Origin of the sequence: Peribacillus sp. NPDC096447 (genome assembly GCF_044762725.1) — a bacterium.
Lineage (GTDB): Bacteria > Bacillota > Bacilli > Bacillales > DSM-1321 > Peribacillus.
Genome location: NZ_JBIWEV010000003.1, coordinates 251,970 through 278,665 on the forward strand (window position 1 = coordinate 251,970; position 26,696 = coordinate 278,665).

Here is a 26,696-nt window from a genome sequence, read left to right on the forward strand (position 1 = left end):
TAAATAAAAGAGGAGAAAGATTTCTCGCCTCTTTCTCCCCTTTACCTAGTCGTTTACATATTATCGTTACTATAACCGCTTTCCCGTGCTTCCTGCTCATCTTGCATTTCTTCCTTCATTCCATCAATGCTCTTTCTTCTTCGGTCATTTTTAGCCTGAATTGCCTGTTTTTCCTCGCCTGAAGAGAATGATAACGTTTCATTTGCTGCGATTATGTTCTCTTCCGTATTTTCTATTGCATCTTGAATTTTTTCAACATTATCCAAACGGTTATCCGGATTGTGCTTATTTGTGCCCATTAATTTCACCTCATGTTTTTTTATTTACATAATATTATTACGATTACTTTATTAAGCCTTGATTACTCGCCTTTAGTTTGAATGACCTGAGGATGTTTCCCGGATTTGTCCTGCATTTTCTTACCGTTATTCCCACCTGCTGCTATTGGTTGTGTCCCTAGATGGCTCGGTCTAAAGTGTTTGGAATCTTTTTTTGGATTACCCATTTTATCGCCTCCTTCTCTTATCATGGATAAAAAAGAGGAAATTCATGAATGCCAGTTTTTGAAAAAGCCATAAAAAAAAACCAGCACCTTGAAGGGACCTTCATGGCACTGGCTCTTTTTAAGCAAAACCTATTCAGCCTTTTGCATATGTTTTTTTTCAAGACGTTCCTCAAGTCTTTCCATTTGCTTAACGTCCATCAATAATTCCCTTTTGTTTTCTTTAATTAATTCTTCAAATGTCCTTTTTCTTTTTTTCATGCTTTTCACCTACTTATTTTAATATAATTTTCAGTATTGCCAAATTAACGTAAAATTATGACTATATGGTTTACATCCCTTTAATTGTCATAATTATCAGATTTTTAATCTGATTAAAATTCCATTTTTCCGCTCTCTATACTTTAACCCTTTTTCCATGAACATTAACTATAATTTTTTAAATTTTTAGATTTTTCCATTAAATTTTGACAACTTTGTTAACATACAATAAAACGGAACCTCATAAAGGTTCCGTCAGACTGTAATCAAAAACATTCCTTGTTTTCAGAAATCGCCCTCCGACTGCCGCCAAGCCTCCTAGCCCTAAGCATCTAGCCCGGTTGGCAGGAGTTTCGCTAACTACATAAAGTTCCCCTACTGCATACTATTTATATTTCGTTCCATATCTTTTAATTGCATGGCTGAAATTACCTTATTCCTGATGATGCCTTCTTTGTCGATGAAGTAAGTTGTCGGTATGCTAAGAATCTTGTAGCGCTCATTCACTGGATTTTTGGCACTTTGACTGTCCAGCGGTATGGTAAAAGTAATTCCATTATCCTCTACAAATGCTTGTACATCATTTTCAGGGTCAATATTGACGGCAAGTACGACGACATCATCACCCGCTTGCTGTGTATATTTCTCCATATCAGGCATTTCTTTCTTGCAAGGCGGACACCACGTTGCCCAAAAATTCAGCATTACCTTTTTGCCCTTGTAATCCGATAATTCAACTTGTTTCCCATCCAAAGTTTTCAAGGAGAAATTCGGTGCTTTAGCTCCTATTTTCAATCCGCCTAAAGCATCTTTTTCGTCATTTTCCTTTGAGTCATTATCCATCGCCTGCACGATCGCTACAGTAATAAGTGATAGTAAGGCCACTGAAGCAATAATTTTTTTAAGCATACTCGTCCCCCTAGTCCCATTACAATAAAAATATTAGTCCATTACCAGAAATAGAACAACTTCCCTATTCCATCTTAACAATAAAAGGATATTCGGAAAAGTGCAATTCCTTTAAATAATATCATATATCACATTGTTTCATAAACTTGACACAAAAAAAGCGGTAAACCTGATAGTAGGTTTACCGCTTCCTAAAAGCTGAAATTAGCCTTTTAATTTATTACGTAATACCATTTGAAGGATACCACCGTGACGGTAGTAGTCGATTTCGATTTCGGAATCGAAACGAACAAGTACATCAAATTCTTTTACGTTTCCAGCTTCATCAGTAGCTGTAACTGTTACGATATCACGCGGTTTAACTGTTTCGTCGATTTTAACTGCGATCGCTTCTTTACCAGTCAATCCAAGCGTTTCAGCGTTTTCGCCTTCTTTGAATTGAAGTGGAAGAACACCCATTAATGCAAGGTTTGAACGGTGAATACGTTCAAAGCTTTCAGCGATGACTGTTTTGATGCCAAGAAGGTTAGTACCTTTCGCAGCCCAGTCACGAGAGCTTCCCATACCATAGTCTTTACCAGCGATGACTGCAAGACCTGTTCCATCAGCTTTGTATTTCATACAAGCATCATAGATAGCCATTACATCGCCTGTTGGCCAGTAAGTTGTGTATCCACCTTCTGTACCTGGAGCAACTTGGTTACGGATACGGATGTTCGCGAACGTTCCGCGCATCATCGCTTCATGGTTACCACGACGAGAACCGTAAGAGTTAAAGTCACGCGGTTTCACACCGTTTTCACGAAGATAGATACCAGCTGGTGTATCTTTACCGATTGCACCTGCAGGAGAAATGTGGTCAGTTGTAACTGAGTCACCGAATTTACCAACTACACGCAAGCCGGAAAGTGGGTTAACTGAACCCGGTTCTGGTGATAATCCTTCAAAGAATGGAGGATTTTGAATGTATGTTGATTTAGAATCGAAAGCATAAATCGCTTCGTTGCTTGTTTGGATTTCATTCCAACGTTTGTTATCGTTGAATACTGTTTCATATTCTTTACGGAATAATTCCGGTGTAACTGTTGCTTTAACAGCAGCGTTAACTTCTTCTTGTGATGGCCAGATATCAGCAAGATATACATCGTTACCATCTTTGTCTTTACCAAGTGAATCATTGTTAAGATCGAAGTCCACAGTACCAGCAAGTGCATATGCAACAACCAAAGTTGGAGAAGCAAGATAGTTTGCTTTCACTAGTGGATGAATACGGCCTTCAAAGTTACGGTTACCAGAAAGTACTGAAGTTACTAGAAGATCTGCTTCAGCAACTGCTGCTTCGATTTCGTCAGCCAATGGACCTGAGTTACCGATACATGTTGTACAGCCGTAACCAACTACGTTGAATCCTAATTGATCAAGGTATGGTTGAAGACCTGCATCACGAAGGTAACCAGTAACAACTTTAGAACCTGGTGCCAATGATGTTTTTACATAATCCGGAACAGTCAAGCCTTTTTCAACTGCTTTTTTAGCAATAAGACCTGCTCCAAGCATTACGTACGGGTTAGAAGTGTTCGTACAGCTTGTGATTGCAGCAATTGCAATCGCACCTGTTTTCATTACCGTTTCTTTGCCATCGGCAAATTTAACAGTTACTTCTTTATCCAATTCAGAATTGTCCATGCCAAAACCTTGGTTGCCCATAGGTGCATTGATCGCGTCATGGAAAGATTTTTTCATTTGAGAAAGTGGAATCAAATCTTGCGGGCGTTTAGGGCCTGAAAGGTTTGGTTCAATTGCTGAAAGGTCGATTTCCACAACATCATTGTATGCTGGATCTTCGTTTTCAGGAGAGTAGAACAAACCATTTTCTTTGCAGTATGATTCAACCACTTTAATTTGTTTTTCATCACGGCCTGTTAAGCGCATGTAATCGATAGCTTCTGCATCAACAGGGAAGAAACCAACTGTAGCACCGTATTCAGGAGCCATGTTAGCGATTGTTGCACGGTCAGCAAGTGGAAGGTATCCTACTCCTGGGCCGTAGAACTCAACGAATTTACCAACTACGCCATGTGCACGAAGAACTTGTGTTACTTTCAATGCAAGGTCAGTAGCTGTTGTACCTTTAGGAAGTTGACCAGTCAGTTTAACACCAACCACTTTTGGAACTGGGAAGTAAGATGGCTGTCCAAGCATTCCTGCTTCTGCTTCGATACCGCCGACACCCCAACCAAGAACACCAATACCGTTGATCATTGTAGTATGTGAATCTGTACCGAAAACAGAATCAGGGAATACTTCGAAGTCGCCGTTTGGAGTTTCAACAGCATGAACAACGTTCGCAAGGTACTCTAGGTTAACTTGGTGAACGATACCAGTTGCCGGTGGAACTGCACGATAGTTGTTGAATGATTTTTGAGCCCAGCTTAGGAACTGGTAACGCTCTGCGTTACGTTCGAATTCAAGATCCATATTGGCATCAAGGGAATCCATCGTACCTGCTTTATCAACTTGTACAGAGTGGTCAATTACAAGGTCAACCGGGATTTCCGGGTTGATTTTGTCAGGATCTCCACCAAGAGCTGCGAAAGCATTACGTAAAGAAGCTAAATCAACAACAACTGGAACACCAGTGAAATCTTGTAGGATTACACGTGATGGCTTGAACGGAACATCTATATCTTGTTGCTCGCTTGTTCCCCATTTAGCAAGGTTCGCAACGTGTTCTTTAGTGATTACTCTTCCGTCTACTTGGCGAAGTACCGCTTCAAGTAATACTTTAATGGAATATGGAAGGCGTGATACTTTGCCATCCCCTGCTTTTTCAATAGCGTCTAGGCTGTAGTAGTTGTAGCGTTTCCCTTCAATTTCAAAGGACTTACGCGCTTGGTATACGTCATTTTTCGTCATGAATATTACCCCCTATTAAACTGTCAGAACGTATTCTGCACATAAAAGTAAAACCTGGTTCACTGAAACCATGTTTACTATAAATATAAATAAAAAAGTTAGTTTGTCGAATTTTCTCTCTCTTCTCCCATCCTAACTCTTCCTTCAACTTAATACTAATATAGAAATGAGTATAAGTAAATAACAAGAAAGTTATTGTTTTTGATAAGTTTCTCTTATAGAAAAAAATCCCCCACATATTAAAGTGCATTTAGGAAGCCTTGCTGATATGAGTTTTCTTGAAAATCCCCCTATTTATGGCCTGATAAATTATTCCAGCAAAACATATTAGTACTTCATACATAATCATTCGACATTATCGCATTCTATGGGTGGAGGTGTCGAAATGACAAAACAAAAGGCAAATCATGTTATACCGGGTATGAATGCTGCAAAAGCGCAAGGTAATGGAGCTGGATACAATGATGAATTGGGAAATGAACCGCCATTATCGGAAATGCAAAGGCAAAACAATAAAAAAAGAAAGAAAAACCAATGATTTCCCTAATTTCTAGGCTTTAAACAGGATAGGCTTTTTGAAATGGCAGTTGTACTGCATTTTTCAAAAAGCCTATTCCATTCTAAATTCAAGAAACGCAAAAGTAAAACGCGCAAAACTCATGACGATAGAACCTGTCACTCAATAGTCCTCAGAATTCACCTCATTGACGATTGCCTGAATATCCTGTTCGAATTTTTTCAATTGTTCTTTCTGATGTTCGGAAGCGGTGACTAAAGCAGATTGTATTTGCTGATAGGCCTCGTTCACTTCCTGCTTCACATGTTTCAATTCCGTTCCGTAATTCGGTGCGTTCTTCTCAATGGATGAATATACATCAAATACTTGCTGATAACTTTGCTGGGCTTCCTGGAAAGTCCTTCGCTTATCTTGTTTATCCTGCATTTGGGTTCAGCTCCTTAAATATAGTGTCCATCCATAGCATGTACGAGGTTTGCAAATATATGTATGTGAATAAAATTTCACGGACTGATTATCTTAAGAGATAGGAGGGATCGAACATGAACAAAAACGATGGTAAAGATATTCGAAAAAATGCTCCTAAAGGAAATAATCCAGGTCAACCTGCACCGTTAAGCGGTTCTCATAAGGTGAAAAACAGACAGCACTCCCGTCAGAAGCATAATAGCAGTCATGATATGTAAGCTGCTTAAATAATCGTTCCATAACAAAGCGGTGCCGCCCCAAAAAGGCAGACACCGCTTTCGTTTTATATTTGTGCAGCAAATAAGTCACATGGAAAATGTTCGATACCTTCCTATTATAAGGGCATCTTTTTTTGGCACCCTTTTTCGGTTTAAACGTGAATTCCAAGTCCGTGTCAGTCCATTTCAGCCAAAATAACGGTGATATAATGTTTTTGCCTCTGCAATATCTTTTGTTCCATGAATCAACGCCCGCCCATCTTTAAAAACGACCAACCGATGGGTTCCGATAGTAAATGAAAGTAAATAAGGATTCCTGACGATCTTACCACCTTGTGCGAGAAGATATTCTTCGAGTTCCGCTAAGTCTCGTTCAAGCTTCATTGCCGGCCGAATCTGGACAGAATCCCTTCCGCATAAAACGGCTGTTTTTGTTCGATTTGAATAAGAGAGGTGGGGATACGTTCGATTTGATCCACATGACAAACAAGTATCTTTTTTTAATTGCGCTACATTTATGGATGAATGTTCATTTTTCCAAAGATCAAATGATACGATTTTGTTTCTTAGCGATGCATGATCTTCGACAAGGATTTTTAAAGCTTCCGCCATTTGATGAGCAACGACCGTTTGAACAGCAGGGCTGATGATTCCCGCCGTATCACATGTCAGTCCTCCCATTGGGACCGTTTCCAGCAAACAATTCAAACATGGGGTCGCCTCTGGAATCACCGTGTAACTTATCCCATAACTTCCTACACAGGCCCCGTAAATCCAGGGTATTTTATATTTTTGCGCAGTATCGTTAATAAGCATCCTGGTGTCGAAATTATCAGTGGCATCCAATATTAAATCCACGCCTTCAACCAGCTTCGCCAATTCATCAACCGAAACATCCGCCACATATGAATTTACGATAACGTCCGAATTTAGCGCATTCAAACGATTCTTCGCTGCCACTGCTTTCGGTATTCTTTTTTGTGCATCATCTTCACAATAAAGCTGTTGTCTTTGAAGGTTGCTCCACTCTACATAATCTCTGTCCACAATGGTGAGTTTCCCAATTCCGGCTCGTACAAGACCTTCCGCAGTTCCTGTACCGAGAGCACCCGCTCCAATCACCAAAACGTGTTTTTTGCGAATTTTCAATTGCCCTTCTGCTCCAATAGGGCCAAAAAGTTCCTGACGTGAATAACGTTCATTCATCCAATGCTCAATCCTTCAACTGGGCTGCTTGCTATCGCATAATCATTTTTTTCGATTCTTCCTGCTTCATACCCTAATCGACCTGCCTCAATGGCAAGTTTCATTGCTTTCGCCATTTTGACTGGATCTTTTGCTCCCGAAACAGCAGTGTTAAGCAATACGCCATCCGCCCCTAATTCCATGGCGATTGCCGCATCAGAGGGCGTTCCAATCCCTGCATCAACAATTACTGGGACCTCTGATTGTTCCATGATGAATCGTAAGTTCAGTGGGTTTATAATGCCCTGACCAGAGCCAATTGGTGAAGCTCCAGGCATGATTGCATGGCATCCCACTTCTTCCAGGCGTTTAGCGAGCAACACATCATCCGAAGTATAGGGTAATACGGTGAATCCGAGTTTCACTAATTCTTCAGCAGCTTTCAATGTTTCAATCGGATCAGGCAGCAGTGTTTTTTGGCAGCCAATGACTTCTACCTTAATCATGTCACATAAGCCAGATGCCTTTGCGAGATGGGCTATGCGCACTGCTTCCTTGGCTGTTTTAGCTCCTGCTGTATTGGGAAGGAGTGTGTATTTTTTCAAATCAAGCTTTTCTAAAAAATTTGGCTGACTGGCTTCAAAAATGTTCATTCTCCGGACCGCAAATGTTAATATTTCCGTCTCCGAAACCTCCACTGATTGCTTTTGAACATCGAAGTTTGGATATTTTCCAGTACCTAATAACAATCTTGAAGAAAATTCATAAGAACCAATCTTTAACATATCATCCGCCTCCTACAAAATGTACAATCTCTACCTTGTCTCCATTTGACAAAAGTGTTTCACTTAAACTTTCTTTTGCTAATATTTCATCATTCAATTCAACAATCACTACTTTTTGATGTAAATTAAAGTGTTGCAAAAGCCCTGTAACTGTTGATTCATCGGCAGGAATCCGTATTTTTTCGCCGTTAATGATCAATTCCAATTCATCCACCTCCATTAAGAAAAAAGGGTCTGTATCGAACGATCCAATCGAAAAGCGGACCATTCGGGATTTGTCTTCCTTTCTAAAATATCTGCTATAAGTACACCTGTAATTGGAGAAAGCAGGATGCCATTCCTGTAGTGCCCCGTTGCAATGAAAAGTCCTTTGCATGCCGGATGTTCACCAAAGTACGGCAAGCCGTCCCCGGTTTGGGGGCGTATACCTGCCCATGTCTTTTCCAATTCGGTTCCTTTAATCGCCGGAAGCAATTGCGTTGCTCTTTCTATTAACGTAGAAATCCCGTCAAGACTTACCTTTTGATCGAAAGTGTTCGCTTTAACCGTTGCCCCGACAATGATTCTTCCGCCAACTTTGGGCACAAGATAGCAGCCATGTGAAAAGATCGTTTTTTCAAGCAATGGACGATCGGTCAGGACGGAAAGGCACTCTCCCTTTACAGGATAACTGTCGAGTTTAATCCCAGATTTTTCAAGGAGGAAAGCACTCCAAGCTCCACCTGCCACGATGACATTTTCACTTGAAAATGCACCTATGTTCGTCACCACTCCCGTTACACATCCGTTTTCAGTAACTAAGTCGGAGACATGAACAAATTCCTTTATATCTACACCAAGGGCAGCGGCAGATTCAGTAAAAGCGAGCGACAGCCTAGTGGCTGAAACTTGTCCATCCTTCGGAATGAACATGGCTCCCTTAATCTCATCCGATAGAAGCGGTTCCGTTTTCCTTATTTCGGCAGTCGATAGCCACTCAGCCTCAAGTCCCGCATCTTGCTGGGCTCTGATCATGTTCTTTAACTCGGCTACCTGATCATTCGTTAGCGCCACCTTAAACATGCCCTTGTTCACTAATTCGATGTCTATTCCACTTATGTCTTTTAATTCTTCCGACAGTGCAGGAAACATCCCCCTGCTTCGGCTTGCCAATGTAAAAAGCGGGTTATCAGCATCTAACTCGGCTTGTGCCCCTAACATCCCGGCTGCAGCACTGGATGCTTTACTGGCAAGTCTATCTTTTTCCAATAAAAGGACCTTTTTACCTCGTTTGGCTAATTGAAAAGCAATGGATCCACCTATTACTCCTCCCCCAACAATGATTGCATCATATATGGAATTCATCTTATGTCTCCTTTCCCAAAGACTTCGAATATTCTTTAACGGCTTCAATCGGATTTTCAGCTTCAAGGACGCCTGACATGACCGCAATTCCACGTGCCCCCGCATCCAGCACGACTTGGCAATTGAAAGGTGTTATTCCGCCTATCGCAATTATCGGAAGATTGACATTTCTGGAGATTGCATGAAGCTCCTCAACTCCCCTAGGAGGAAGGCCGATTTTTGAATCCGTTTCAAAAACATGTCCATATATCGCGTAATCGGCCCCTTTGCGGAATGCGGCATTCGCTTCATCCATGGAATGGATCGAACAGCCAACATTCATCCCTGGAAAAGCTCCTTTTACGACTTCTGCATCTAAACTATGAAAAGCCAATTGCACACCAAATACTTTGTGTACCCAAGCTACATCCACCCGGTCATTAATGATGATCTTAGAAAGCGGAATCTTATTATCATGTAGTAGGGTCACTGCTCGATAAAGTTCCGATGCACTCATATGCTTTTCCCTTAGATAAAAGAAATCAACATGTTCCTGAATGTTTGAAGCGATTTCCACAAACTTTTCAATTGGCTGTTTCCCAGTAGAAATAATATGCAATTCATGTGCATTCATACTAAGGACTCCTAACAAGTAAAGTTACAATCTCATAAAATCAAATAGAAACTAACGGGAATTGAATCGACAGATAAAAGCCGGCCAACAAGAGGATGATAAAATACAGAATGAAACCATGGTCCTTTTTTGAAAACCCAAATTCATAATAGAATGTTCGATCCCGTGTGTCTGTAAATCGCTTTGCTTCCATCGCAACCGCGATTCGGTGAGCACGTCTGATGCTTCCGGATAACAACGGGATGGAATAGGCTTTCATTTTAAAATATAACGCTTTTATCCCTTTTCCCCTTTCGAAGCCGCGTACCTTCATCGCGTTTCGTATCGTTTGGAACTCCTCCATCATGATGGGAATCAGCCTTAATGCCGCCATGAAACTATAGGCATATTTCGGTTTAAGCTTAACTTGCTGCATTAACGAATAAAACAAGTTCACTGGTCTCGTCGTTAAGGAAAAAGTTAAACCAAGGATCGCAAAGAACAAAGCTCGAAAGCCTACCAGTAATCCCCTCATGAAACTTTCTTCCGTAATCGAAATAAGGCCCCACTCAAACCAAAGCGTCTCACCTTGCCCGAATAATATCATTGCAGAAGAGGTGGATATAAAAATGAAACAAAAGGGAATCGACAAAAGTAAGATGCGTTTTATCGAATGCCCGGTAAAAAACAAAAATAAAAGTAATACGCCAATGGTGATATTCATCATATAATTCAGGTCATGAATGAATAACGCCACGATGCATAACACAATCAGTACACCAAGTTTAAGGCTTGGATTAATTCTATGGAGCCATGTTTCTGCATTTGAAACATTCATCTACATGACACTCCTTTTAACTTTGGCATCCACAAATCCTGATTGCGCAAAGTTTTCATCACTAATTACGTTTCCGTCCTTAACCGTCCAGATCCTGGTTGCAAAGTTTTTTGAAATATGATCGTCATGAGTTACCATGATCACTGTTATTCCGCGTCTTCGATATTCCTCAAACCATTCCAGTAATGCAAAGGTATTTTTCGAATCTTGGCCAAAGGTTGGCTCATCCAGGAGAATGATTTTTTTGTCTATTACGATTGAGGCGGCTACGCTTAAGCGACGCTTTTGACCCATTGATAATTGAAACGGATGTTTATCCCGATGTGCCTCCAGGCGGAACACTTTAAGCAATGAGCGGACTCTCTCATCTATTTCTTGTTGCGGCCTTTTATCTATTCTCAATGAATAAGCAATCTCTTCATATACAGTATTTGCAACGAACTGAAACTCAGGATTTTGAAAGACAAACGTCATATGATCCGTTGGATTTTTCACCTTTTTAATGGGTGTTCCCAATAATTCATACTTACCATTCGTTTTTATGAACTGCATCAGTGCATGCAAAAGTGTACTCTTCCCCGCGCCATTTTCACCCCTGATTACAATCCATTCACCTGAATGTACCTTCAGCTCTTCAACCTTGATTTTTTCCTCTTTATTCCGAAAACCGCTAAAGCCTTGTACATCCATAAGAGGTGAATCATCTGTAAATGGGTGTTCCCGAATCGGTGCATACTTCTGTATATATTCATCCCAAACACCTGGGAACCAAATTCCATGTTCTTTCATTTCATTTTTATACAGTGAAAGAATGGTGTCTCTTGGACCATCAGCTATGATTTGACCATCATCGTTAAAAAGCACGATTCGTTCGATGAATTCTAAAACATGGTCAATTTTGTGCTCGACGATAATAACCGTTTTGTCTCGTCCGACTTCCTTCAACAATTCCCAGATTTCTACCGTTCCTTCCGGATCAAGCATGGCGGTTGGTTCATCTAAAAATATCACTTCTGGTTCAAGGGCCAATACTGAAGCGATTGCCAGACGCTGTTTCATCCCGCCTGATAATGTTTCAATACTTGTATGGCCTAGGTTCAATCCTACTTTACGGAAATGATTTTGAATCTTCTCTTTCATTTCTTCTTTAGGGACGGAAAGATTCTCAAGGACGAAGGCAATTTCCTCATCGGCAAATGGCATGCAAAACTGACTATCAGGATCTTGAAAAACATACCCCCATGAAGAAGGGCATTTCAATTTCTCCGTTTTCATCGGTACTTCGATGGAATTCGGAATCAATCCGCTTAACACTTGTAAAAGAGTCGACTTACCACATCCTGACGGTCCTAACAATAGCACTTTTTCTCCTTGATCAAACGATAGTGATAGGTCCTTGAATATCAAAGATTCATCACCGGGAAATTTCATTCTTAACTTTTCAACAGAAACGATTGGTTCCATGGCCCTCAACCTCTACTTTTGATCCAGTTCTGCATAATCTTTATTTGAAACCGGACGCACAAGATTAGTTACTCCTGTTGCTTCCAGGACTTTAACTAGATAATAAGCGGTCACACCTGCAAAGAATATGGAACCCACAAACCTCGCTATCATGAATAGCGATAGATTCCAAGTTGAAAGCGCACCTATTTCCCCGTATGCAAAATCCATGATAACTGATGCCAGGCAGGAAGCTATCGCAGCTAAAACGGCCACCGGCAAATTGAATTTTTTATATTTGAACGCCATGAACACCAGTTCCGCGAACAAACCTTGTACCACCCCATATAACAGTACGGTCAGCCCCCATGGTGAACCAAGAAAGAACTCCCCGGAAGCTGCAGCTATCTCCGCCAAAAGTGCCACACCCGGTTTCCGTAAAATTAAAAAGGCGACGGGGCCAGCTATAAACCACATTCCATAAATAAGTTGATCCAGATGTAATCCTAACGGTTTAACGGAATAATAAATCGAACCCCAAAGAATATAAACGATTCCAAATGCTACCGCAATCACGATCGTGACCAATATGTCCGTTAATTTCAATCCTTTTTTCATTGTTTCATTCCCCTTTATACTTCTAGAGTTTCCTTATGTACAGGCCATGTCTCTAAACGATAAGCCATTTCCCAAAATGAGTATTCATATTGGCTGCTGAGGATAAAATGCTCTTTCATTCTTTCCTTATCTTCGTCTGTCACTTTTTCAGCAATCTCATCAAGCCTCGCAATTTGTTCTTCCACCAAAGTGCGGAACCACTCTCCTCCGTAAGCCGCTATCCATTCTTGATAAATCGGCTCTTCCGGCATGCATCCTTGCAGTCTTTCACCTATTTCATAATACAGCCAGTAACACGGCAAGATAGCTGCAATAACATCTCCTAAATGTCCCGAATATGCCGCACGATACATATGGGAAGTATAAGCATAAGCAGTCGGGGCAGGTTTGAAATTATCCCGTTCTTCTTTTGTGATGCCTAATCTCTCGGAAAAATTCTCATGAAGCTTCAACTCCGCTTCATATGTTCCTTGTGCATGGCCGGCAAGCCTGCTTGTTGTATGTAAATCTGTAGCTTTGACTGCCCCTAAAGCTTGAACTCTAGCAAAATGAGATAAATAATAGGCATCTTGCATGACATAAAAACGAAAACTCTCCAATGGCAATGTGCCATCACCTATTCCTGCAACAAACGGGTGATTAAAACTAGCTTCCCAAATATGATCAGCTTCCTGACGAATTTCCTCTGAAAACTTCATGTCCATTACCTCCAACTTATATTTTTCAAGAAATGTTACGGAAAAAAACCTTTTATCACCCCTTTTTTTGCAAACAAAAAACCACTTTCTTAAACGTAAAGAAAGTGGTTGTACTTGAAATAATACAGAAACGTATTGTTCCAGACCCCACTTCCCTACGCTGGTATAAACCAGATCAGGTTCTAAGGGTCTTAAAGTCATACTTTAATCTCAGCTTCTGCGGTAAAAATCAACTTTCACCTATAAAGCACCCCTAGTGGTACAAATTGTATATCAAATTTCATTTGCCTTTATATTAACACGATAAATCCAATTGTCAAACGTATTACGGAAAGTTTTCAACTTAATGATTTAGGGTTACTAACCTTTCAATCTTGCATAAACCCCCATTTACCCGGCGTTTAACGGCACTTTAATCAATGATGTTCAATACGTAATTCACTCGTGAATTTAGCTACTTTACTCGTGAGTTTGGCCGGTTTACTCGTGAAATTGATGTTTACTTGGGATTTCTGCTGCTTTACTAATGAGTTTAGCCGCTTTAGTTATGAGTTTGGCCGGTTTACTCGTGAATTTAGGTGTTTTACTCGTGAATTCAACTGGTTTACTCGTGAATTTAGCTGTTTTACTCGTGAATTCTATTATTCTCTAAAAAATGGCCTATATGTCAGGGAACAGTTGCATGACTGTCCGCTGACATATAGGCCATCTACTAAAAAACAATATTATACATTCGACGTTGCTTTTAGTTTTATATTTCCCTCAACCTGTAGTTTATCATAGCTGCCATACCTCTCTTTCACAACGAGTAACGCCAAGGCAGCCATTATGCTCGGAACCGTGAAGGCCATGAATGCATTTTGTGGTGAATAGTTTGCAGCCAGCAGTAATCCTATTAATGTTGGGGCAACAATCGCTCCCATTCTACCAAAAGCCAAGGCCCAACCTATCCCGGTGGACCTTATCTCCCGCGGATAATACTCGGATATATACGTATTGGCCAAATTCATCGTGCCGACTGTACAGGCACCTCCAAAAGCGATCAGAATATATAATGCTACTTCATTTGAGGTCAAACCTAATATGACAAAACAAACAGTACCCATGGCACAGAGGGATAAAAGTACTCTTCTATGGCCTATTTTCCCAACTAAGTACCCTCCAATTATCGATCCGCCAATTTGTCCTATTCCCGATATAAGATTGAAAGATAAACTGGATGAAAGGCCGTATCCGGACTGCTGCATGATTTTGGGTAACCATGTATTGAGTCCGTATACCATAAGTAAACAATTAAAGGCAGCTACCCAAAACGCAAATGTGCTAAGAGTACGCTTATTTTCAAAGAGTTTCTTGACTGGAAAGCCCTTTGCCCTTTCTTGGACTTTGGCAAACTCATAATCATCCGACTCTTTATAGTCGCCGTCTGGGTCAATGCGATTCAGGATTCCAGCTAGCTTATCTCCTTGTTTTCGAATAACATAATAGGAAAGCGATTCAGGAAATTGCTTCATGAAGAATGGCAGTGCCAGCAAGGGAAGCGCCCCTATCCAATACAAAACCCTCCAACTCATTTGTTCCATCACATACATTCCAATTAAAGAAGCGAGTATGCTTCCGATAGAATAACCGCAGTACATAGCGGTTACAATGAGCACCTTATTCTTTTTGGGTGAGTATTCCGCCATTAAGGAGATGACGTTTGGCATTAATCCTCCCATTCCCAAGGCTGCTATAAATCGCATAACCGAGAAAAAGGCAGGATGCGGGGCAAAACTTGAAAGTAATGTAAAAACACTGAATAGACATATACAAATGGCAAGCACTTTTTTTCTCCCTATTTTATCCGCCAGAGGTGCAAAAATGAGTGCCCCCACCATCATTCCGAACAATGAGTAACTTGCTATTCCGCCAGCTTCGACTGGCGTCAAGTTCCATTCCTCCATCATCAAAGGCAAACCTACTCCGTACATGGCTATATCAAATCCATCGAAGGTAATTGCGAACAAACACCACATGAAGACCATTATATGAAAACGGCCAAATCTACTATTACCTACAACTTCCGAAGCATTGACTTCACGCAATTAATTCCCTCCTCTTTGCCATATTTCACGCTATAACATGTAATGTCAGTTTCCCTAGTTCACCGTAATCTGCTATTATTTCATCACTTGCCTGTATGGATACGGCATCTGTAATTCCGCCTACTAAAACAATCATTCCAGCCTGAATGGAAAGTCCTTCCCGGCTAATCATTTTTACAAGTTCCACAATTGAATGAATCGGGTGATCGAGCACAGCTTCACCGCGACCCCTCTTTTGCATTTCACCATTTTGATAAAGCGTAACTTCTGCTTGAGCCCAGTCCGTGTGATACGGTGAATAAGCTTGATTGCTAAGCAGGATTTTTGCTGAGGATGCGTTATCCGCTACTACATCGGTAAGTGTAAAAGAAAAATTTTTATAACGGCTATCAATAACTTCCAGAGCAAGAAATACACATTCTACAGCCGGCCAGACATCTTTCGCCGTAATATTTGCACCTTTCAGTTCTTCCTTGAACAAAAAAGCAAATTCAGGTTCCACTCTCGGATGAATGAGTTCCCCAACTTTTAATACTGGTTTAGTTAGCTCCATGCCAGATGTCAACCTGCCATAGATTGCTTCCTCTACCCCTACTTGCTGTTGTTTGGCTTTGCTCGTCAAGCCCATCTTCCATCCGATGAATCTGTTATCACCAGTAAGTGTCTCATTTATGCTCAACTTCTGGATTTCATACGCTTGATTTACTGTTAGTTCAGGATTGGATAATGTAAGCTTATCCATTTCACGACCGTTTTTTTGCGATTCGGCAACCCGTTTTGCCAGTTGATCTAGTTTCATCTTAAAGTCCCTTCTTTCTGAAACGCCATTTGCTTAGCTACTTCAATTATGGTATCTTCCTGACCACCAACCACTTTTTGTCGACCAAGCTCCAACAAAATATCCCGGGCGTCAACTCCATACTTTTTCGCCGCTTTATTTGCATGCAATAAAAAGCTGGAGTACACGCCACTATAACCCATGATTAAACTAGAGTCTGTTATTTCCTGGGGCTTGGGCATGATTGTATTTCCAACTTCCTCCGAAAGATCAAGCATTTTATATAAGTCAATTTCGGTACGGATACCCATCCTATCCAGAACGGCAACAAGCACTTCCGTCTGGGTATTGCCAGCACCTGCACCGAGACAGCGGATGCTGCCATCGATTCTATTCGCCCCTTCTTCAATTGCCATAAGTGAATTTGCCACAGCGAGCGATAAGTTATTGTGAGCATGAAAACCAATATCGATTTTAAGCTTTGATCTTAATAAACTGATCCGCGCCTTCACATCTTGGGGCAAAAAAGATCCGGCGGAATCAACAACATACACAGCATCAGCTCCATAGGATTCCATTAAAGTGGCTTGCTCAAGTAGTTTTTCCGGAGATGCCATGTGAGACATCATTAAAAACCCGATTGCTTCCATACCGAGATGTTTCGCTGCTTCCAGATGTTGCTTTGAGACGTCCGCCTCCGTTACATGGGTTGCAATCCGCGCCATTTTCGCCCCAACGTGAGCGGCTTCTCTTAATTGGTCGATTGTCCCTATACCAGGGATTAAAAGTACTGAAATAACCGATTGGCCAGCAGCTTCAACAGCGGCTTCCACCAATTCAATATCATTCACTTTTGAAAAACCATATTGTAAGGATGATCCGCCCAGTCCATCTCCATGAGACACTTCAATATAAGGGACACCCGCAGCACTAAGTTTCCCAGTCATGTTCTTTACTTGATCGATGGTGAATTGATGTGCAACTACATGGCTCCCATCCCGCAATGCAACTTCAGTCACCAATACATCTTTACGCAAATGAACCCCACCTTTACAGTTCCGATTATCTTTTTCAAACATAGTGTTCGAATTGGCATTTAGCGATCTCTTCCCCTACTTTTACAGCTGAAGCCGTCATTATATCCAAATTACCTGCATATACGGGGAGAAAATCTCCTAACCCTTTCACTTCCAGAAGGACTGTTATTTGTTTCCCATCGAATATCGGCTCTGTCTTCAGGCGGTATCCTGGAACATATTCAGAAACTTTTTCCGCCATCTTATTTATGGACGCTGTTATTGCTTTCATATCAAAGGAATCCGATTGAAGCAGACAATGAATCGTATCCCTCATGATGAGTGGCGGTTCTGCCGGATTCAGCAGAATAATAGCCTTCCCCTTTTTCGCTCCACCCACCTGTTCCAGGGCCCTTGCCGTCGTTTGTGTGAACTCATCAATATTTGCACGGGTTCCGGGACCGGCACTCTTGCTGGAAATTGTCGCTATAATTTCGGCATATTCGACCTGGGCCACTTGACTGATTGCATGAACGATGGGGATTGTCGCCTGACCGCCGCATGTGATCATGTTAACAACCGCCTCATTCAAATTTTCTTTTAAATTCACGGAAGGAACAATGAACGGTCCGATTGCGGCAGGAGTCAAGTCTATCAGCTTCTTGTTCATCCTTTTCAAGGCTTCGCAGTGAAAAACATGCGCCTTCGCAGATGTGGCATCGAATAAAATATCTGCAAGCTCCGGCCTTTCCAAAAATCCATCCATGCCATTTGCAATGACATGATGTCCATGCATCCCAGCTTTCTTCAAACCCTCCGATTCCGTGTCGATACCAATCATCACCGACATTTCCAGAATATCCGACCGATGAATTTTCATCATTAAGTCCGTGCCGATATTCCCTGAACCTATAATGCCTACTTTTAGTTTTTTCAAGGCCGCTGGGCTCCTTTCACTCAAAATTAACCGATACCTTTCCAAGTTTTTCTCCAAAGTCAGCAGAAAAATGGTCACCCGGTTTCGCTTCGATTGCTGCGGATAATGCACCGGATAAAATGACTTCGCCCGCTTTCAAGGAACCTTTGAAACGATGCAGTTCATTTGCTAGCCAGGCTACGCACGTTGCTGGATTTCCAAGTACTGCTTCACCTGTTCCCTGGTTAATGAGTCCGCCATTTTTATATAGTCTCATTCGAATGGAAGGGAGGTCGATTTCACTCAAATGAATTTTGCGATTCCCCAGAATATATAAGCCCGATGATGCATTATCCGCCACAGTGTCTGCAAGTTTGATCTCCCAATCCTTCACCCGGCTATCAACCACTTCGATCGAAGCAACCACATAATCAGTTGCTTCGATTACATCATCAACCGTAATATTGGGGCCATGTAAATCTTTCTTTAATATAAAAGCTACTTCTGCCTCCACTTTTGGTTGGATTAACCGCAAACTCGAAATACAGCCGTTATTTTCTATTTCCATCGCATCAAGTAAATGTCCGTAATCTGGTTCATTCACTCCCAGAACCTCCTGCATAGCCTTGGAAGTCAAGCCTATTTTCTTACCTGATATTTCCAGACCGGACTGGGTTTTCATTCGAATCGTTTCAAGTTGAATTTGATAGGCATCCTCCACATCCAAATCCGGAATTTCACTGGTGGGGGCCGATATTCCTATGCCTGTTTTTTCCGCTTTCAAAAACCTGGCAGACCATTCTGTTAAACTAACGATCATGAATGCCTCCCTCCTTCTTTATAATTTAATCGTGACGTTAGACAATTCACTGTAAAATTCGAAACTATGCGACCCGCCTTCGCGGCCGATGCCGCTGTGTTTCATGCCCCCAAATGGGGTACGCAAATCACGTAAATACCAGGTATTCACCCAGATAATGCCCGCTTCTATTTTAGAAGCGACACGATGCGCCCTCCTTAAATCATTGGTCCAGATCGTTGCCCCCAGTCCGTAATGTGTGTCATTAGCATGCTCCAGTGCCTCTTCTTCCGTTTCGAAAGGCATGACCGTTACCACAGGACCAAAAATTTCTTCCCGTACACAACGGGATTCACGCGTAACTCCGGCAATGATTGTCGGTTCAATGAAAAACCCTTTTTCAAACTGTCCTGCTCTTCTTCCTCCAGTTAATATTCTCGCTCCTTCTTCTTTCGCCAAATCAATGTAACTCATCACTTTGTCATAATGTTCTTTTCCTATTACAGCTCCTACTTCCGTATCTGAATCAAACGGATCACCGACTTTTAATTTTTTTGTTCGCGCGACCATCTTTTCAAGGAATTCGTCATACAAACCTTGCTGAACATAGATTCGTGATCCGCACAAACAAACTTCACCTTGATTCATGAAGCTTGATTTCAATGTCGTTTCGATTACTTCATCAAGATTCGAGTCAGCAAACACAATATTCGGATTTTTCCCGCCCAGTTCAAAAGAGATTTTTTTCAATGTGGGCGCGGCAGCTTTCATGATCGCTGTTCCCGTTTTTGTTTCCCCTGTGAATGTAATCGCATCGACGTCCGGATGTTCACTTAGAGCGGCTCCTGCTGAATTTACACCATATCCATGCACAAGGTTGACAACTCCATCGGGAACCCCCGCTTCCTTGCATATTTCCATTAACTTTGTCGCTGTCATCGGTGTCAGTTCAGCTGGTTTCATAACCGCTGTATTGCCAGCTGCCAGGCACGGTGCCAATTTCCACGTCAACAATAGCAAAGGTAAATTCCACGGATTAATCATTCCTACCACCCCTACGGACCGCCTAATAGAATAATGAAGTGCAAGATTGTTCTGATTGTAGGATTCATTACCAAGTGCAGTGATATAGTCCGCAAAAAAGTGAAAATTGTGAGCTGAACGCTTGATGTCCATTTCAAGTGCAAGGCTATATGGTTTCCCTGTATCAAGGGTTTCCAACATTGTCAGTTCTTCCTTCTTTTCCAAAATGAGATCGCCGATACGCCTTAGAAGCGCAGAGCGTTCATTATCGGTAAAAGATTTCCAAGGACCTTTAAGCGCACGTCTTGCTGCAGAAACAGCCTGATTCACCTCCTCTTTACCTCCTTCTGCAACCCATCCAAGTTTTTCTTCCGTTGCGGGATTGATATTGTCAAAAGTCTTGGATAGATTTGGATTCAGGAATTCCCCATTAATAAAGTGCCGGCAATCTATTGATTTAGCTGTATTTATACTAGCTTTTGCTGCTTGCATGAAACATCCCTCTCCTTTTATTGAGACGCTGGCTTAGTAATCAAGTGCCTCAATCTTGTATTTCCACAATCATTTCAATTTCAATTGCAGTGTTATTTGGAAGCTGGGCCATCCCCACCGCTGACCGGGCATGTCTGCCCCTCTCTCCAAAAACGGCAACAAGCAGATCTGATGCACCATTCAATACTTTAGGCTGTCCTGTGAAATTTTCTGTTGAATTTACCATTCCGAGAATTTTGATTACCTTCTTCACTCTGGATAGATCTCCAAGCTCATCCTTAAGCACCCTCAGAATATTAATCATGGACTGCCTCGCTGCCTGATATCCTTCTTCTTCCGTCAGCTCTTTGCCAAGCTTGCCGTGGAAATCATCAACACCTTGTCCGGATGTGAAAATCAAATTTCCCACCCGGACGTGGCTGACGTAGTTGCCGACCGCTTCCCTTGGCGGCTCTAGCATGATCCCAAGTTCCTCAAGGACTTGTTCTGGCGCTTTAATCTGTTTTTCCATGCTTCTCCCCTCGCGATTCCAAATTTAAAAACCTCAATGCATTTCGACCAAGAAGATTCGCTTTCACTTCATCTGAAAGATTTAGAGTGTCATCAATCACTTGACCTGGAGGCTTTTCTCTCAATAAAAATGGATAGTCGGAACCCATCAGCACTTTCTTATATCCAAAACGGTCAATCAGATACTGAATATTCCGGGTATCATAGTTCAGGGAATCAAAATAAAACTTTTGTGCATAATGGCTTGGTGGCATTGATGTTTTTCTTAATTCAGGCCATACTTCCCACCCCTGATCGATCCGCGGTAAAATATATGGAAATGAGCCCCCGCCATGTGCAAAACAGATTTTCAGATCCGGGAACTTTTCCATGACGCCGCTCCATGCAATGCTTGCTGCCGCCAATGCCGTTTCACTCGGCATCGCCACTGTATACATGAGGTTATGCCGTTCCGTTCGGTCTTTTGCCATTGTCTCCCATGGATGTATAAACAGTGGGACATTCCATTTTTCAGCCATTTGGAAGAATTCCAATAAAACAGGTGAATCCAGATTTTCTCCGTTTACGTTAGTACCGATTTCGATTCCCGCCAGGCCAAGCTCAAATTTACAACGTTCCATTTCACCAATTGCCACTTTCAAATCCTGAAGCGGTACAGTACCGAGACCGATGAACCTGTCAGGATGCCTGTTCACAGTCTCAGCAATGAAATCATTCTGGAACTGGGACATATATAGCGCCTGGTCAATTGGCGCCCAGTATGAAAATGTCACTGGCACCGGTGAGAGCACCTGCATATCGACTCCTTCGGCATCCATATCCTGAATGCGTTTTTCCGGGTCCCATACCTGGTCAGTCACTTTCCTGAACAGCTTTCCGCTTACCATGATATCCGCCCCGCAAGAACATTTCCGCTCTAGTACCGGCCAGCGTCCCTGACCAAATTTACCGGTTAAGTCGGGGAGGTCCAACGGAAGAATATGTGTATGAAAATCTATTCGCATTTCCAAGCCTCAACGTTTTCTGACATGACATGACCGCATTCACTACAGGTGCGAAGTTCTTTACTACCGTTGAAAGCCTCGATGGCTTCTTTCACCTGGATCTCAATATTCGTCAATTGGATGGTAACTTTGTGCATCTCATGGTTACAATTCCCGCAGAACCAAACAAAATCTTCAAGCTCATCTTTAGCACGCTTGCGTTCTATGACAATGCCGTAAGTATCAGAAACACGATGAGGAGAATGAGGTACATCAGCCGGCAGCATGAACATTTCCCCTTCTTTCACTTCCACTACTTCGCGTTCGCCGTTTTGGTTGATGCATTCTACATAGCAGGAGCCTTTTATTTGATAAAATAGCTCGTCAGAAGGGTCTACATGAAAATCACGCCGATAATTCGGACCACCCAGTAGCATGACAATGAATTCGGAATCTTCCCAAAGCACTTTGTTATTAACCGGCGGTTTCAATAAATTTTTATTGTCTTCAATAACTTTTAATAGATTTAATGATTTAGCCTGTAATTTTGAAGATTGAGCATATCCTTTCATAAAAAACTACCTCCCATTTTAATTTTCATAATAGTCAAAAAACTCATACCAGCGACATATAACCAACTTGTTTTGAAATCATTTGTGCCGAACGAATTACCGACTGAATAATTCTCGTTTTTTCTTTCCCAATCATATAATTTCGATCCCCGACAAGGTTAAGTGCCGCAATGACTTGGCCATTATAGGATTTAATGGGTGCTGCTACACCATATAACCCATAATCATTTTCATCATCACTAATCGCAAATCCTTGTTTGCGGATGTCCTTTAACTCTTCATTCAATTTATTAATGCAAGTGATCGTGTTAGTTGAGTGCTTTAATAGCCCTTTTGCAAGCGTAGGCTGAATGAAGGATGGGTTAAAGGCAAGTAATACTTTCCCGGTGCTCGTACAATAAGCTGGTTTTCTTGCTCCTATATATGTGGTCATATGTTCGGCATGAGGGGACGACATTTTCATCACAAACCTGACTTCGCCTTCGTGAAACATACCGATGTGAGAATTACCTCTAAATTGCAGGACAAGATTACTGATAATTGGACCTGCCTCATAATGAATATCCTGCTGATACATGACTTTACTGCTCCACTCAAGTAACTTCCAACCAAGCCGGTACTTTCGATCTTTGCCTTGGATCAGCATCCCATCCTTGCACATCGTTTTCACTAGATGATGGGATGAGCTCGGACTCATATTCAATTTTTCAGCTATTTCCTTATTTCCAAGCGCGGGTTCTTCATTAGTGAATAAATCAAGTATCTTTATAAGCTTCTCAACGGACGAAATCATGACGGCCCCCCTCCCTATTCAACTATTAAAATTACTGATTAACCGCATCGATGGCTACTTGCATCGGTTTGTTAAGCACCTCATCGACCATGCTAAAGTTCTTGTTTTTCTTATATTTATTATAAAAAATCGCTCTTTTCCTAACAGGATCACCCGTGTAATAGCGTTCGTATTGAAGGAGGCGCTGTCCAAATGCTTCCCCGCATAAATCCCAAGCCAGTTTAAACACCCGAACGCGCTCTTCCGCTGAAACCCCGCTTCGTCCTCCATAATATTTATCGATATCGCTGCGCAATTCGGGATTATCAAAGTCGGCCCCTGTCGGAGACATCAAAAGCCCTCCAGCTCCTATGGTCTGTATCACCTCTATGGCACGGGGATACATCTCCGGAAGGAAGCCGCGGATCGTTTCCAATGCATCCGGATTTGGCCGGGCCTCACCGTAGTCATTGATCATGTACTCATATTCCGCTACCCGAAGCAGTGAACGGATGACTTCGACGGATTGAACAAGTTCACCCAAATCACGCTGTACATGCAGGAATCCATCAACCCCGATAGAGTCTGCCACTTTACAAGCAACCTCAACGGCAAATGCCAGTTTAATATACCCACGCACGCCCGATTGGTGAGCAGGCTGTTCAGCGATCCCCGTCATTGGATACAAGCGGTTTGCCGCCTCCACATTGTTGTATAAAAAGACGCGGTTCCAAGGAACCAGGACATCATTAAATACAAGCAGGGCGTCCATTTCCTCATAGCGGGAGGCAAGTGGATGGTCAAACATCGAGCGTGTTCCGTCCTGCATTGGTTCCCGGCAGATTATACGAAGTCCAGGCGTATCGATCGGCAATGCAAATGCTACCGCATGACGTTCATCCCCTGGTGTGAATCCTGGGAAAGAATAGATAATCACCTCATCGGTGATCGGTGCCAGGGTTGCTAACATTTTTGCACCGCGTACAAGTATTCCTTCTTCTTTTTCCTCAACGGTCCCTAAGTGGGTATATGTTTCTTTTTGCTCATGAGATTGCTTGCTTCGATCATTTTGAGGATTAATGATCGCATGCGTTAAGAATAAATCATTGTCACGAATATAGGTATAATAATCCTTGATGTTCTTTGACCAGTCTATGTTGTATTTATCAAGAAACCAGGAGTTATGTGCCATGGAAGTGACCACGACATTTAAAAAGTCCGGCGTTCTCCCCATAAGTCCATATGTCATCCTTGCATACACTTCAAATAATTTACTTCTTTTTTGCAAATCCTCCGATGTCTTCGGGAATAAGAAAGCATTGTTAACACGTTCTCCGGTTTCTTTGCAAATGTGGGTGATTTCATCTTGATATTCCGGGTCATGTTGAATGTCATACAACTTCGCAATTTCTTGTATCGGCTGTTTAAAAATTGGCTCATTATAAATATCCTCAACCACTTTTCCGCCAAGCCAAACTTCTGGCTTCCTTGATTTAATTCTATTAATATATTCTTCGCCGGTTTTAATGCCCATAAGAATCCCCCTTATTTTACAAGTTGTTTAGCAGACCCCATTTTCCCTTGATAAAAAGTAAGCGCTTCCAAATCTTCGAAGTGTAACTCCTGGATCTCACCTATGAACAATACATGATCACCAGCATCATACTCTCTCCATGGTTTGCAATCCATCCATGCAACACTTCCATTTATTTTTGGCGAGATCCCCCTGTTATCCCAGTCAATTTCAACTGTTTCCTGTTTACTTCCTGCAAATTGCCATGCTATGGATTCCTGTTCATCCGACAAAATATTAATGGTAAAAGATTTATCTTTCATGCTAGTGCAGGCTTTTGCTTCTTTATGAATTGATACTAAAGCAAGCGGGGGATCCAAGGAAACCGAGGTAAATGAATTCACAGTAATGCCCTTTTGAACTTTCCCATCAAACCAGCTCACTATCGTGACTCCGGTAGGAAATTTACCAAAGCAATTTCTCAACTCGCGCCCATCCATCTTATCACCTCATACTCTTTTATTATGAATTCATTATAGTAAACTTAATATTTTTAAAAACCATATAATTTCATAATGTGAAATTATAGGAAAAATTTATTTTTAATTGTGAACTATCAAAAGAACTCCCCGAAGAAAAGACTTTCATTACCGCAATATCAAAAATCAGTGTTAAACTATCCATGTTCATTCATATTTCCAGCTTAATTAATAATGGACTTTTTTGGTCTTGACTTGAAAAGATGAAAGTGGTGAGGAAAGTTTCAATTTTGCGAACATTTAGAAAGTTATACCAATTTTTCGTGGATATTCCTTTAAAAAAAGGAGTGGTTTTGAATTACCGTTACGAGGTAAAAGCTGTAATCGGAACAGGAAGCTACGGTATTATTTATCTTTGCAATGATTTGAAAATGAATGAAAATATAGTGATCAAGCAGCTCCGGAAAAGTAAACGCCGCAGCAAAAAAGAGCTGAGGCAGTTTGAAAATGAAATTTCCATATTACGAATGTTAAACCACAAAAACATCCCCAAATTTCATGAGAAAATTTCACTTAAGGGAAATGTATATTTTGTGATGGATTTCATAGAAGGAGATAATTTGGAAGACCATATTTTCTTGAATCATATAACATTCAATGAGAAAGAGTCTCTTTTTTTTCTGGATGAGCTGGTCGGTTTAGTATCTTATCTACATGACCATGACATTTTCCATCAAGATTTACGTATACCAAATATTTTACTAAAGAACAATCAGCCCATTTTGATAGATTTTGGTTTGTCTAAAATGATCAATTCGGCCGATTTTACTGAAGAATCCATTTTGCAGCTGAAAAGGCAGGATTTTTACGACTTGGGGGAAATACTTCTATATGTACTTTATACGACGTACGCCTCCAAAAGTAAAAAGACTCTTCCTTGGACAGAAGAGCTTTCGTTAGAAAAAGAAACCGTGCATTTACTGAAAAGGTTATTAAGCATCCAAGAACCTTATTCAGATATTAAAGAAATCACAATGGACCTGCAGGCTGCATTGAAGTCAAAGAAATTGAATTAGCTGCTGCTGCCGCGCCCTTTTCTCTTGTAGCGGTCACTTCCACTCATGGGATACCTTTTGTAACCTCGGCTGCTGCTGCTGCTGCCTCGGCGATAATGACCATGTCTTCGCTCACTGCTGCCTTGGGAAAGCTGTTTGATTTTTTTCATTATTTTCTTCAGCATATCTTTCACCTCTTTTATTTTGGTTTTAAAACTTGTTATTACTTAGCCTAACATAGTCACAGTATAAACCTTACTAATAAGTACTATAATTTTTTTTCATTTGTGTTACATTACATTACCGCTTAATGGAGTGGGCTTCTTCCATTGTTGGCCATGAGAACGCCCTATACGCCTCCGTTTGAAAATGGCACCGAATATAAAAATGACTGTCATTTACTGCTT

31 protein-coding genes and 1 riboswitch are annotated in these 26,696 nt (G+C 41.4%); of the genes, 3 read left to right on the top strand and 28 right to left on the bottom strand.

The genetic code is table 11. The features are described 5' to 3' along the window. Positions 1 to 53: 53 nt before the first annotated feature. The 5 genes from tlp to acnA form a co-directional block, all read right to left on the bottom strand. Positions 54 to 299, bottom strand: a complete 246-nt coding sequence (tlp, locus tag ACIQZD_RS12455; protein ID WP_402902728.1) for a small acid-soluble spore protein Tlp — start codon at positions 297 to 299, stop codon at positions 54 to 56. 62 nt (positions 300 to 361) lie between these two features. Then, a complete protein-coding gene (locus ACIQZD_RS12460) occupies positions 362 to 505 on the bottom strand; it encodes an acid-soluble spore protein N (RefSeq protein WP_057275900.1) in 144 nt (47 codons plus the stop codon). Between the two features lie 129 nt (positions 506 to 634). Continuing rightward, positions 635 to 763 (bottom strand): FbpB family small basic protein, encoded by a 129-nt coding sequence (locus ACIQZD_RS12465; RefSeq protein ID WP_072272906.1) that lies wholly within the window; start codon positions 761 to 763, stop codon positions 635 to 637. Between the two features lie 375 nt (positions 764 to 1,138). Then, entirely contained in the window at positions 1,139 to 1,672 is a 534-nt protein-coding gene (locus ACIQZD_RS12470; protein WP_350302459.1) for a TlpA disulfide reductase family protein, read from the bottom strand. Between the two features lie 204 nt (positions 1,673 to 1,876). Then, positions 1,877 to 4,588 carry an aconitate hydratase AcnA gene (acnA, locus tag ACIQZD_RS12475; RefSeq protein WP_137023029.1) on the bottom strand — a complete coding sequence of 904 codons (2,712 nt, stop codon included), beginning with the start codon at positions 4,586 to 4,588 and terminating at the stop codon, positions 1,877 to 1,879. A gap of 385 nt (positions 4,589 to 4,973) precedes the next feature. On the opposite strand from acnA, the gene sspO reads away from it, so the two are divergent. Next, positions 4,974 to 5,126 (top strand): small acid-soluble spore protein O, encoded by a 153-nt coding sequence (sspO, locus tag ACIQZD_RS12480; protein WP_034312428.1) that lies wholly within the window; start codon positions 4,974 to 4,976, stop codon positions 5,124 to 5,126. Between the two features lie 141 nt (positions 5,127 to 5,267). On the opposite strand, the gene ACIQZD_RS12485 is transcribed toward sspO, so the two are convergent. Continuing rightward, positions 5,268 to 5,531 (bottom strand): hypothetical protein, encoded by a 264-nt coding sequence (locus tag ACIQZD_RS12485; RefSeq protein WP_063593346.1) that lies wholly within the window; start codon positions 5,529 to 5,531, stop codon positions 5,268 to 5,270. A 116-nt stretch (positions 5,532 to 5,647) separates the two neighbouring features. Here ACIQZD_RS12485 and ACIQZD_RS12490 point away from each other — a divergent pair, with 116 nt between their 5' ends. Beyond that, a complete protein-coding gene (locus tag ACIQZD_RS12490; protein WP_083450736.1) occupies positions 5,648 to 5,791 on the top strand; it encodes a small acid-soluble spore protein P in 144 nt (47 codons plus the stop codon). 186 nt (positions 5,792 to 5,977) lie between these two features. On the opposite strand, the gene ACIQZD_RS12495 is transcribed toward ACIQZD_RS12490, so the two are convergent. The 21 genes from ACIQZD_RS12495 to ACIQZD_RS12595 all read right to left on the bottom strand — a co-directional run bounded on the left by ACIQZD_RS12495 (position 5,978) and on the right by ACIQZD_RS12595 (position 25,255). Beyond that, positions 5,978 to 6,997: a thiazole biosynthesis adenylyltransferase ThiF gene (locus ACIQZD_RS12495; protein WP_402902735.1), complete on the bottom strand. Its 1,020-nt coding sequence runs from the start codon at positions 6,995 to 6,997 to the stop codon at positions 5,978 to 5,980. Further along, complete coding sequence (locus ACIQZD_RS12500) at positions 6,994 to 7,761, bottom strand: thiazole synthase (protein ID WP_063233542.1); 768 nt, start codon at positions 7,759 to 7,761, stop codon at positions 6,994 to 6,996. Before ACIQZD_RS12500 ends, ACIQZD_RS12495 begins: the two co-directional genes overlap by 4 nt. 1 nt (position 7,762) lies before the next feature. After that, positions 7,763 to 7,966 (bottom strand): sulfur carrier protein ThiS, encoded by a 204-nt coding sequence (gene thiS, locus ACIQZD_RS12505; RefSeq protein WP_063233541.1) that lies wholly within the window; start codon positions 7,964 to 7,966, stop codon positions 7,763 to 7,765. A gap of 14 nt (positions 7,967 to 7,980) precedes the next feature. Further along, entirely contained in the window at positions 7,981 to 9,105 is a 1,125-nt protein-coding gene (gene thiO / locus ACIQZD_RS12510) for a glycine oxidase ThiO (RefSeq protein WP_402902739.1), read from the bottom strand. Between the two features lies 1 nt (position 9,106). Beyond that, positions 9,107 to 9,718, bottom strand: coding sequence for a thiazole tautomerase TenI (gene tenI / locus ACIQZD_RS12515; RefSeq protein WP_402902742.1), 612 nt, complete (start codon positions 9,716 to 9,718; stop codon positions 9,107 to 9,109). 40 nt (positions 9,719 to 9,758) lie between these two features. Continuing rightward, the gene (locus ACIQZD_RS12520) at positions 9,759 to 10,535 is read right to left on the bottom strand and encodes an energy-coupling factor transporter transmembrane component T family protein (protein WP_350302441.1); all 777 of its coding nucleotides are present in this window, start codon (positions 10,533 to 10,535) and stop codon (positions 9,759 to 9,761) included. Next, positions 10,536 to 11,999 (bottom strand): ABC transporter ATP-binding protein, encoded by a 1,464-nt coding sequence (locus tag ACIQZD_RS12525; protein ID WP_402902750.1) that lies wholly within the window; start codon positions 11,997 to 11,999, stop codon positions 10,536 to 10,538. It abuts the gene before it with no gap. Positions 12,000 to 12,011: 12 nt separating this feature from the next. After that, positions 12,012 to 12,596, bottom strand: coding sequence for an ECF transporter S component (locus ACIQZD_RS12530; RefSeq protein ID WP_402902753.1), 585 nt, complete (start codon positions 12,594 to 12,596; stop codon positions 12,012 to 12,014). Between the two features lie 14 nt (positions 12,597 to 12,610). After that, entirely contained in the window at positions 12,611 to 13,294 is a 684-nt protein-coding gene (gene tenA / locus ACIQZD_RS12535) for a thiaminase II (RefSeq protein WP_241588766.1), read from the bottom strand. A gap of 135 nt (positions 13,295 to 13,429) precedes the next feature. Next, positions 13,430 to 13,559, bottom strand: a riboswitch (TPP riboswitch). Between the two features lie 460 nt (positions 13,560 to 14,019). Continuing rightward, positions 14,020 to 15,381: an MFS transporter gene (locus ACIQZD_RS12540; RefSeq protein WP_402902757.1), complete on the bottom strand. Its 1,362-nt coding sequence runs from the start codon at positions 15,379 to 15,381 to the stop codon at positions 14,020 to 14,022. A gap of 25 nt (positions 15,382 to 15,406) precedes the next feature. Then, positions 15,407 to 16,180: a 2-keto-4-pentenoate hydratase gene (locus ACIQZD_RS12545; protein ID WP_402902760.1), complete on the bottom strand. Its 774-nt coding sequence runs from the start codon at positions 16,178 to 16,180 to the stop codon at positions 15,407 to 15,409. After that, positions 16,177 to 17,196, bottom strand: a complete 1,020-nt coding sequence (gene dmpG / locus ACIQZD_RS12550; protein WP_402902763.1) for a 4-hydroxy-2-oxovalerate aldolase — start codon at positions 17,194 to 17,196, stop codon at positions 16,177 to 16,179. The genes ACIQZD_RS12545 and dmpG overlap by 4 nt, the downstream gene beginning before the upstream one ends. Before the next feature lie 34 nt (positions 17,197 to 17,230). After that, positions 17,231 to 18,112 (bottom strand): acetaldehyde dehydrogenase (acetylating), encoded by an 882-nt coding sequence (locus ACIQZD_RS12555; RefSeq protein WP_402902766.1) that lies wholly within the window; start codon positions 18,110 to 18,112, stop codon positions 17,231 to 17,233. 16 nt (positions 18,113 to 18,128) lie between these two features. Next, positions 18,129 to 18,911, bottom strand: a complete 783-nt coding sequence (locus ACIQZD_RS12560) for a 2-keto-4-pentenoate hydratase (protein WP_402902769.1) — start codon at positions 18,909 to 18,911, stop codon at positions 18,129 to 18,131. Positions 18,912 to 18,929: 18 nt separating this feature from the next. Then, positions 18,930 to 20,405, bottom strand: a complete 1,476-nt coding sequence (locus ACIQZD_RS12565; protein ID WP_402902772.1) for an aldehyde dehydrogenase — start codon at positions 20,403 to 20,405, stop codon at positions 18,930 to 18,932. Between the two features lie 49 nt (positions 20,406 to 20,454). Further along, a complete protein-coding gene (locus tag ACIQZD_RS12570; protein ID WP_402902775.1) occupies positions 20,455 to 20,916 on the bottom strand; it encodes a RidA family protein in 462 nt (153 codons plus the stop codon). Next, the gene (locus ACIQZD_RS12575; RefSeq protein WP_402902778.1) at positions 20,900 to 21,925 is read right to left on the bottom strand and encodes an amidohydrolase family protein; all 1,026 of its coding nucleotides are present in this window, start codon (positions 21,923 to 21,925) and stop codon (positions 20,900 to 20,902) included. Before ACIQZD_RS12575 ends, ACIQZD_RS12570 begins: the two co-directional genes overlap by 17 nt. After that, entirely contained in the window at positions 21,910 to 22,470 is a 561-nt protein-coding gene (locus tag ACIQZD_RS12580) for a 3-hydroxyanthranilate 3,4-dioxygenase (RefSeq protein ID WP_137018463.1), read from the bottom strand. The genes ACIQZD_RS12575 and ACIQZD_RS12580 overlap by 16 nt, the downstream gene beginning before the upstream one ends. Positions 22,471 to 22,513: 43 nt before the next feature. Further along, positions 22,514 to 23,263, bottom strand: a complete 750-nt coding sequence (locus tag ACIQZD_RS12585) for an IclR family transcriptional regulator (protein ID WP_137018462.1) — start codon at positions 23,261 to 23,263, stop codon at positions 22,514 to 22,516. Positions 23,264 to 23,294: 31 nt separating this feature from the next. Continuing rightward, positions 23,295 to 24,776 (bottom strand): 4-hydroxyphenylacetate 3-hydroxylase family protein, encoded by a 1,482-nt coding sequence (locus tag ACIQZD_RS12590; RefSeq protein WP_402902783.1) that lies wholly within the window; start codon positions 24,774 to 24,776, stop codon positions 23,295 to 23,297. An 11-nt stretch (positions 24,777 to 24,787) separates the two neighbouring features. Beyond that, complete coding sequence (locus ACIQZD_RS12595) at positions 24,788 to 25,255, bottom strand: flavin reductase family protein (RefSeq protein WP_402902786.1); 468 nt, start codon at positions 25,253 to 25,255, stop codon at positions 24,788 to 24,790. Positions 25,256 to 25,581: 326 nt separating this feature from the next. Here ACIQZD_RS12595 and ACIQZD_RS12600 point away from each other — a divergent pair, with 326 nt between their 5' ends. Next, a complete protein-coding gene (locus ACIQZD_RS12600; protein ID WP_402903727.1) occupies positions 25,582 to 26,310 on the top strand; it encodes a protein kinase domain-containing protein in 729 nt (242 codons plus the stop codon). On the opposite strand, the gene ACIQZD_RS12605 is transcribed toward ACIQZD_RS12600, so the two are convergent. After that, positions 26,307 to 26,474, bottom strand: coding sequence for a hypothetical protein (locus ACIQZD_RS12605; protein ID WP_153246085.1), 168 nt, complete (start codon positions 26,472 to 26,474; stop codon positions 26,307 to 26,309). The two genes, ACIQZD_RS12600 and ACIQZD_RS12605, sit on opposite strands and share 4 nt — an antisense overlap. Positions 26,475 to 26,696: the final 222 nt, after the last annotated feature.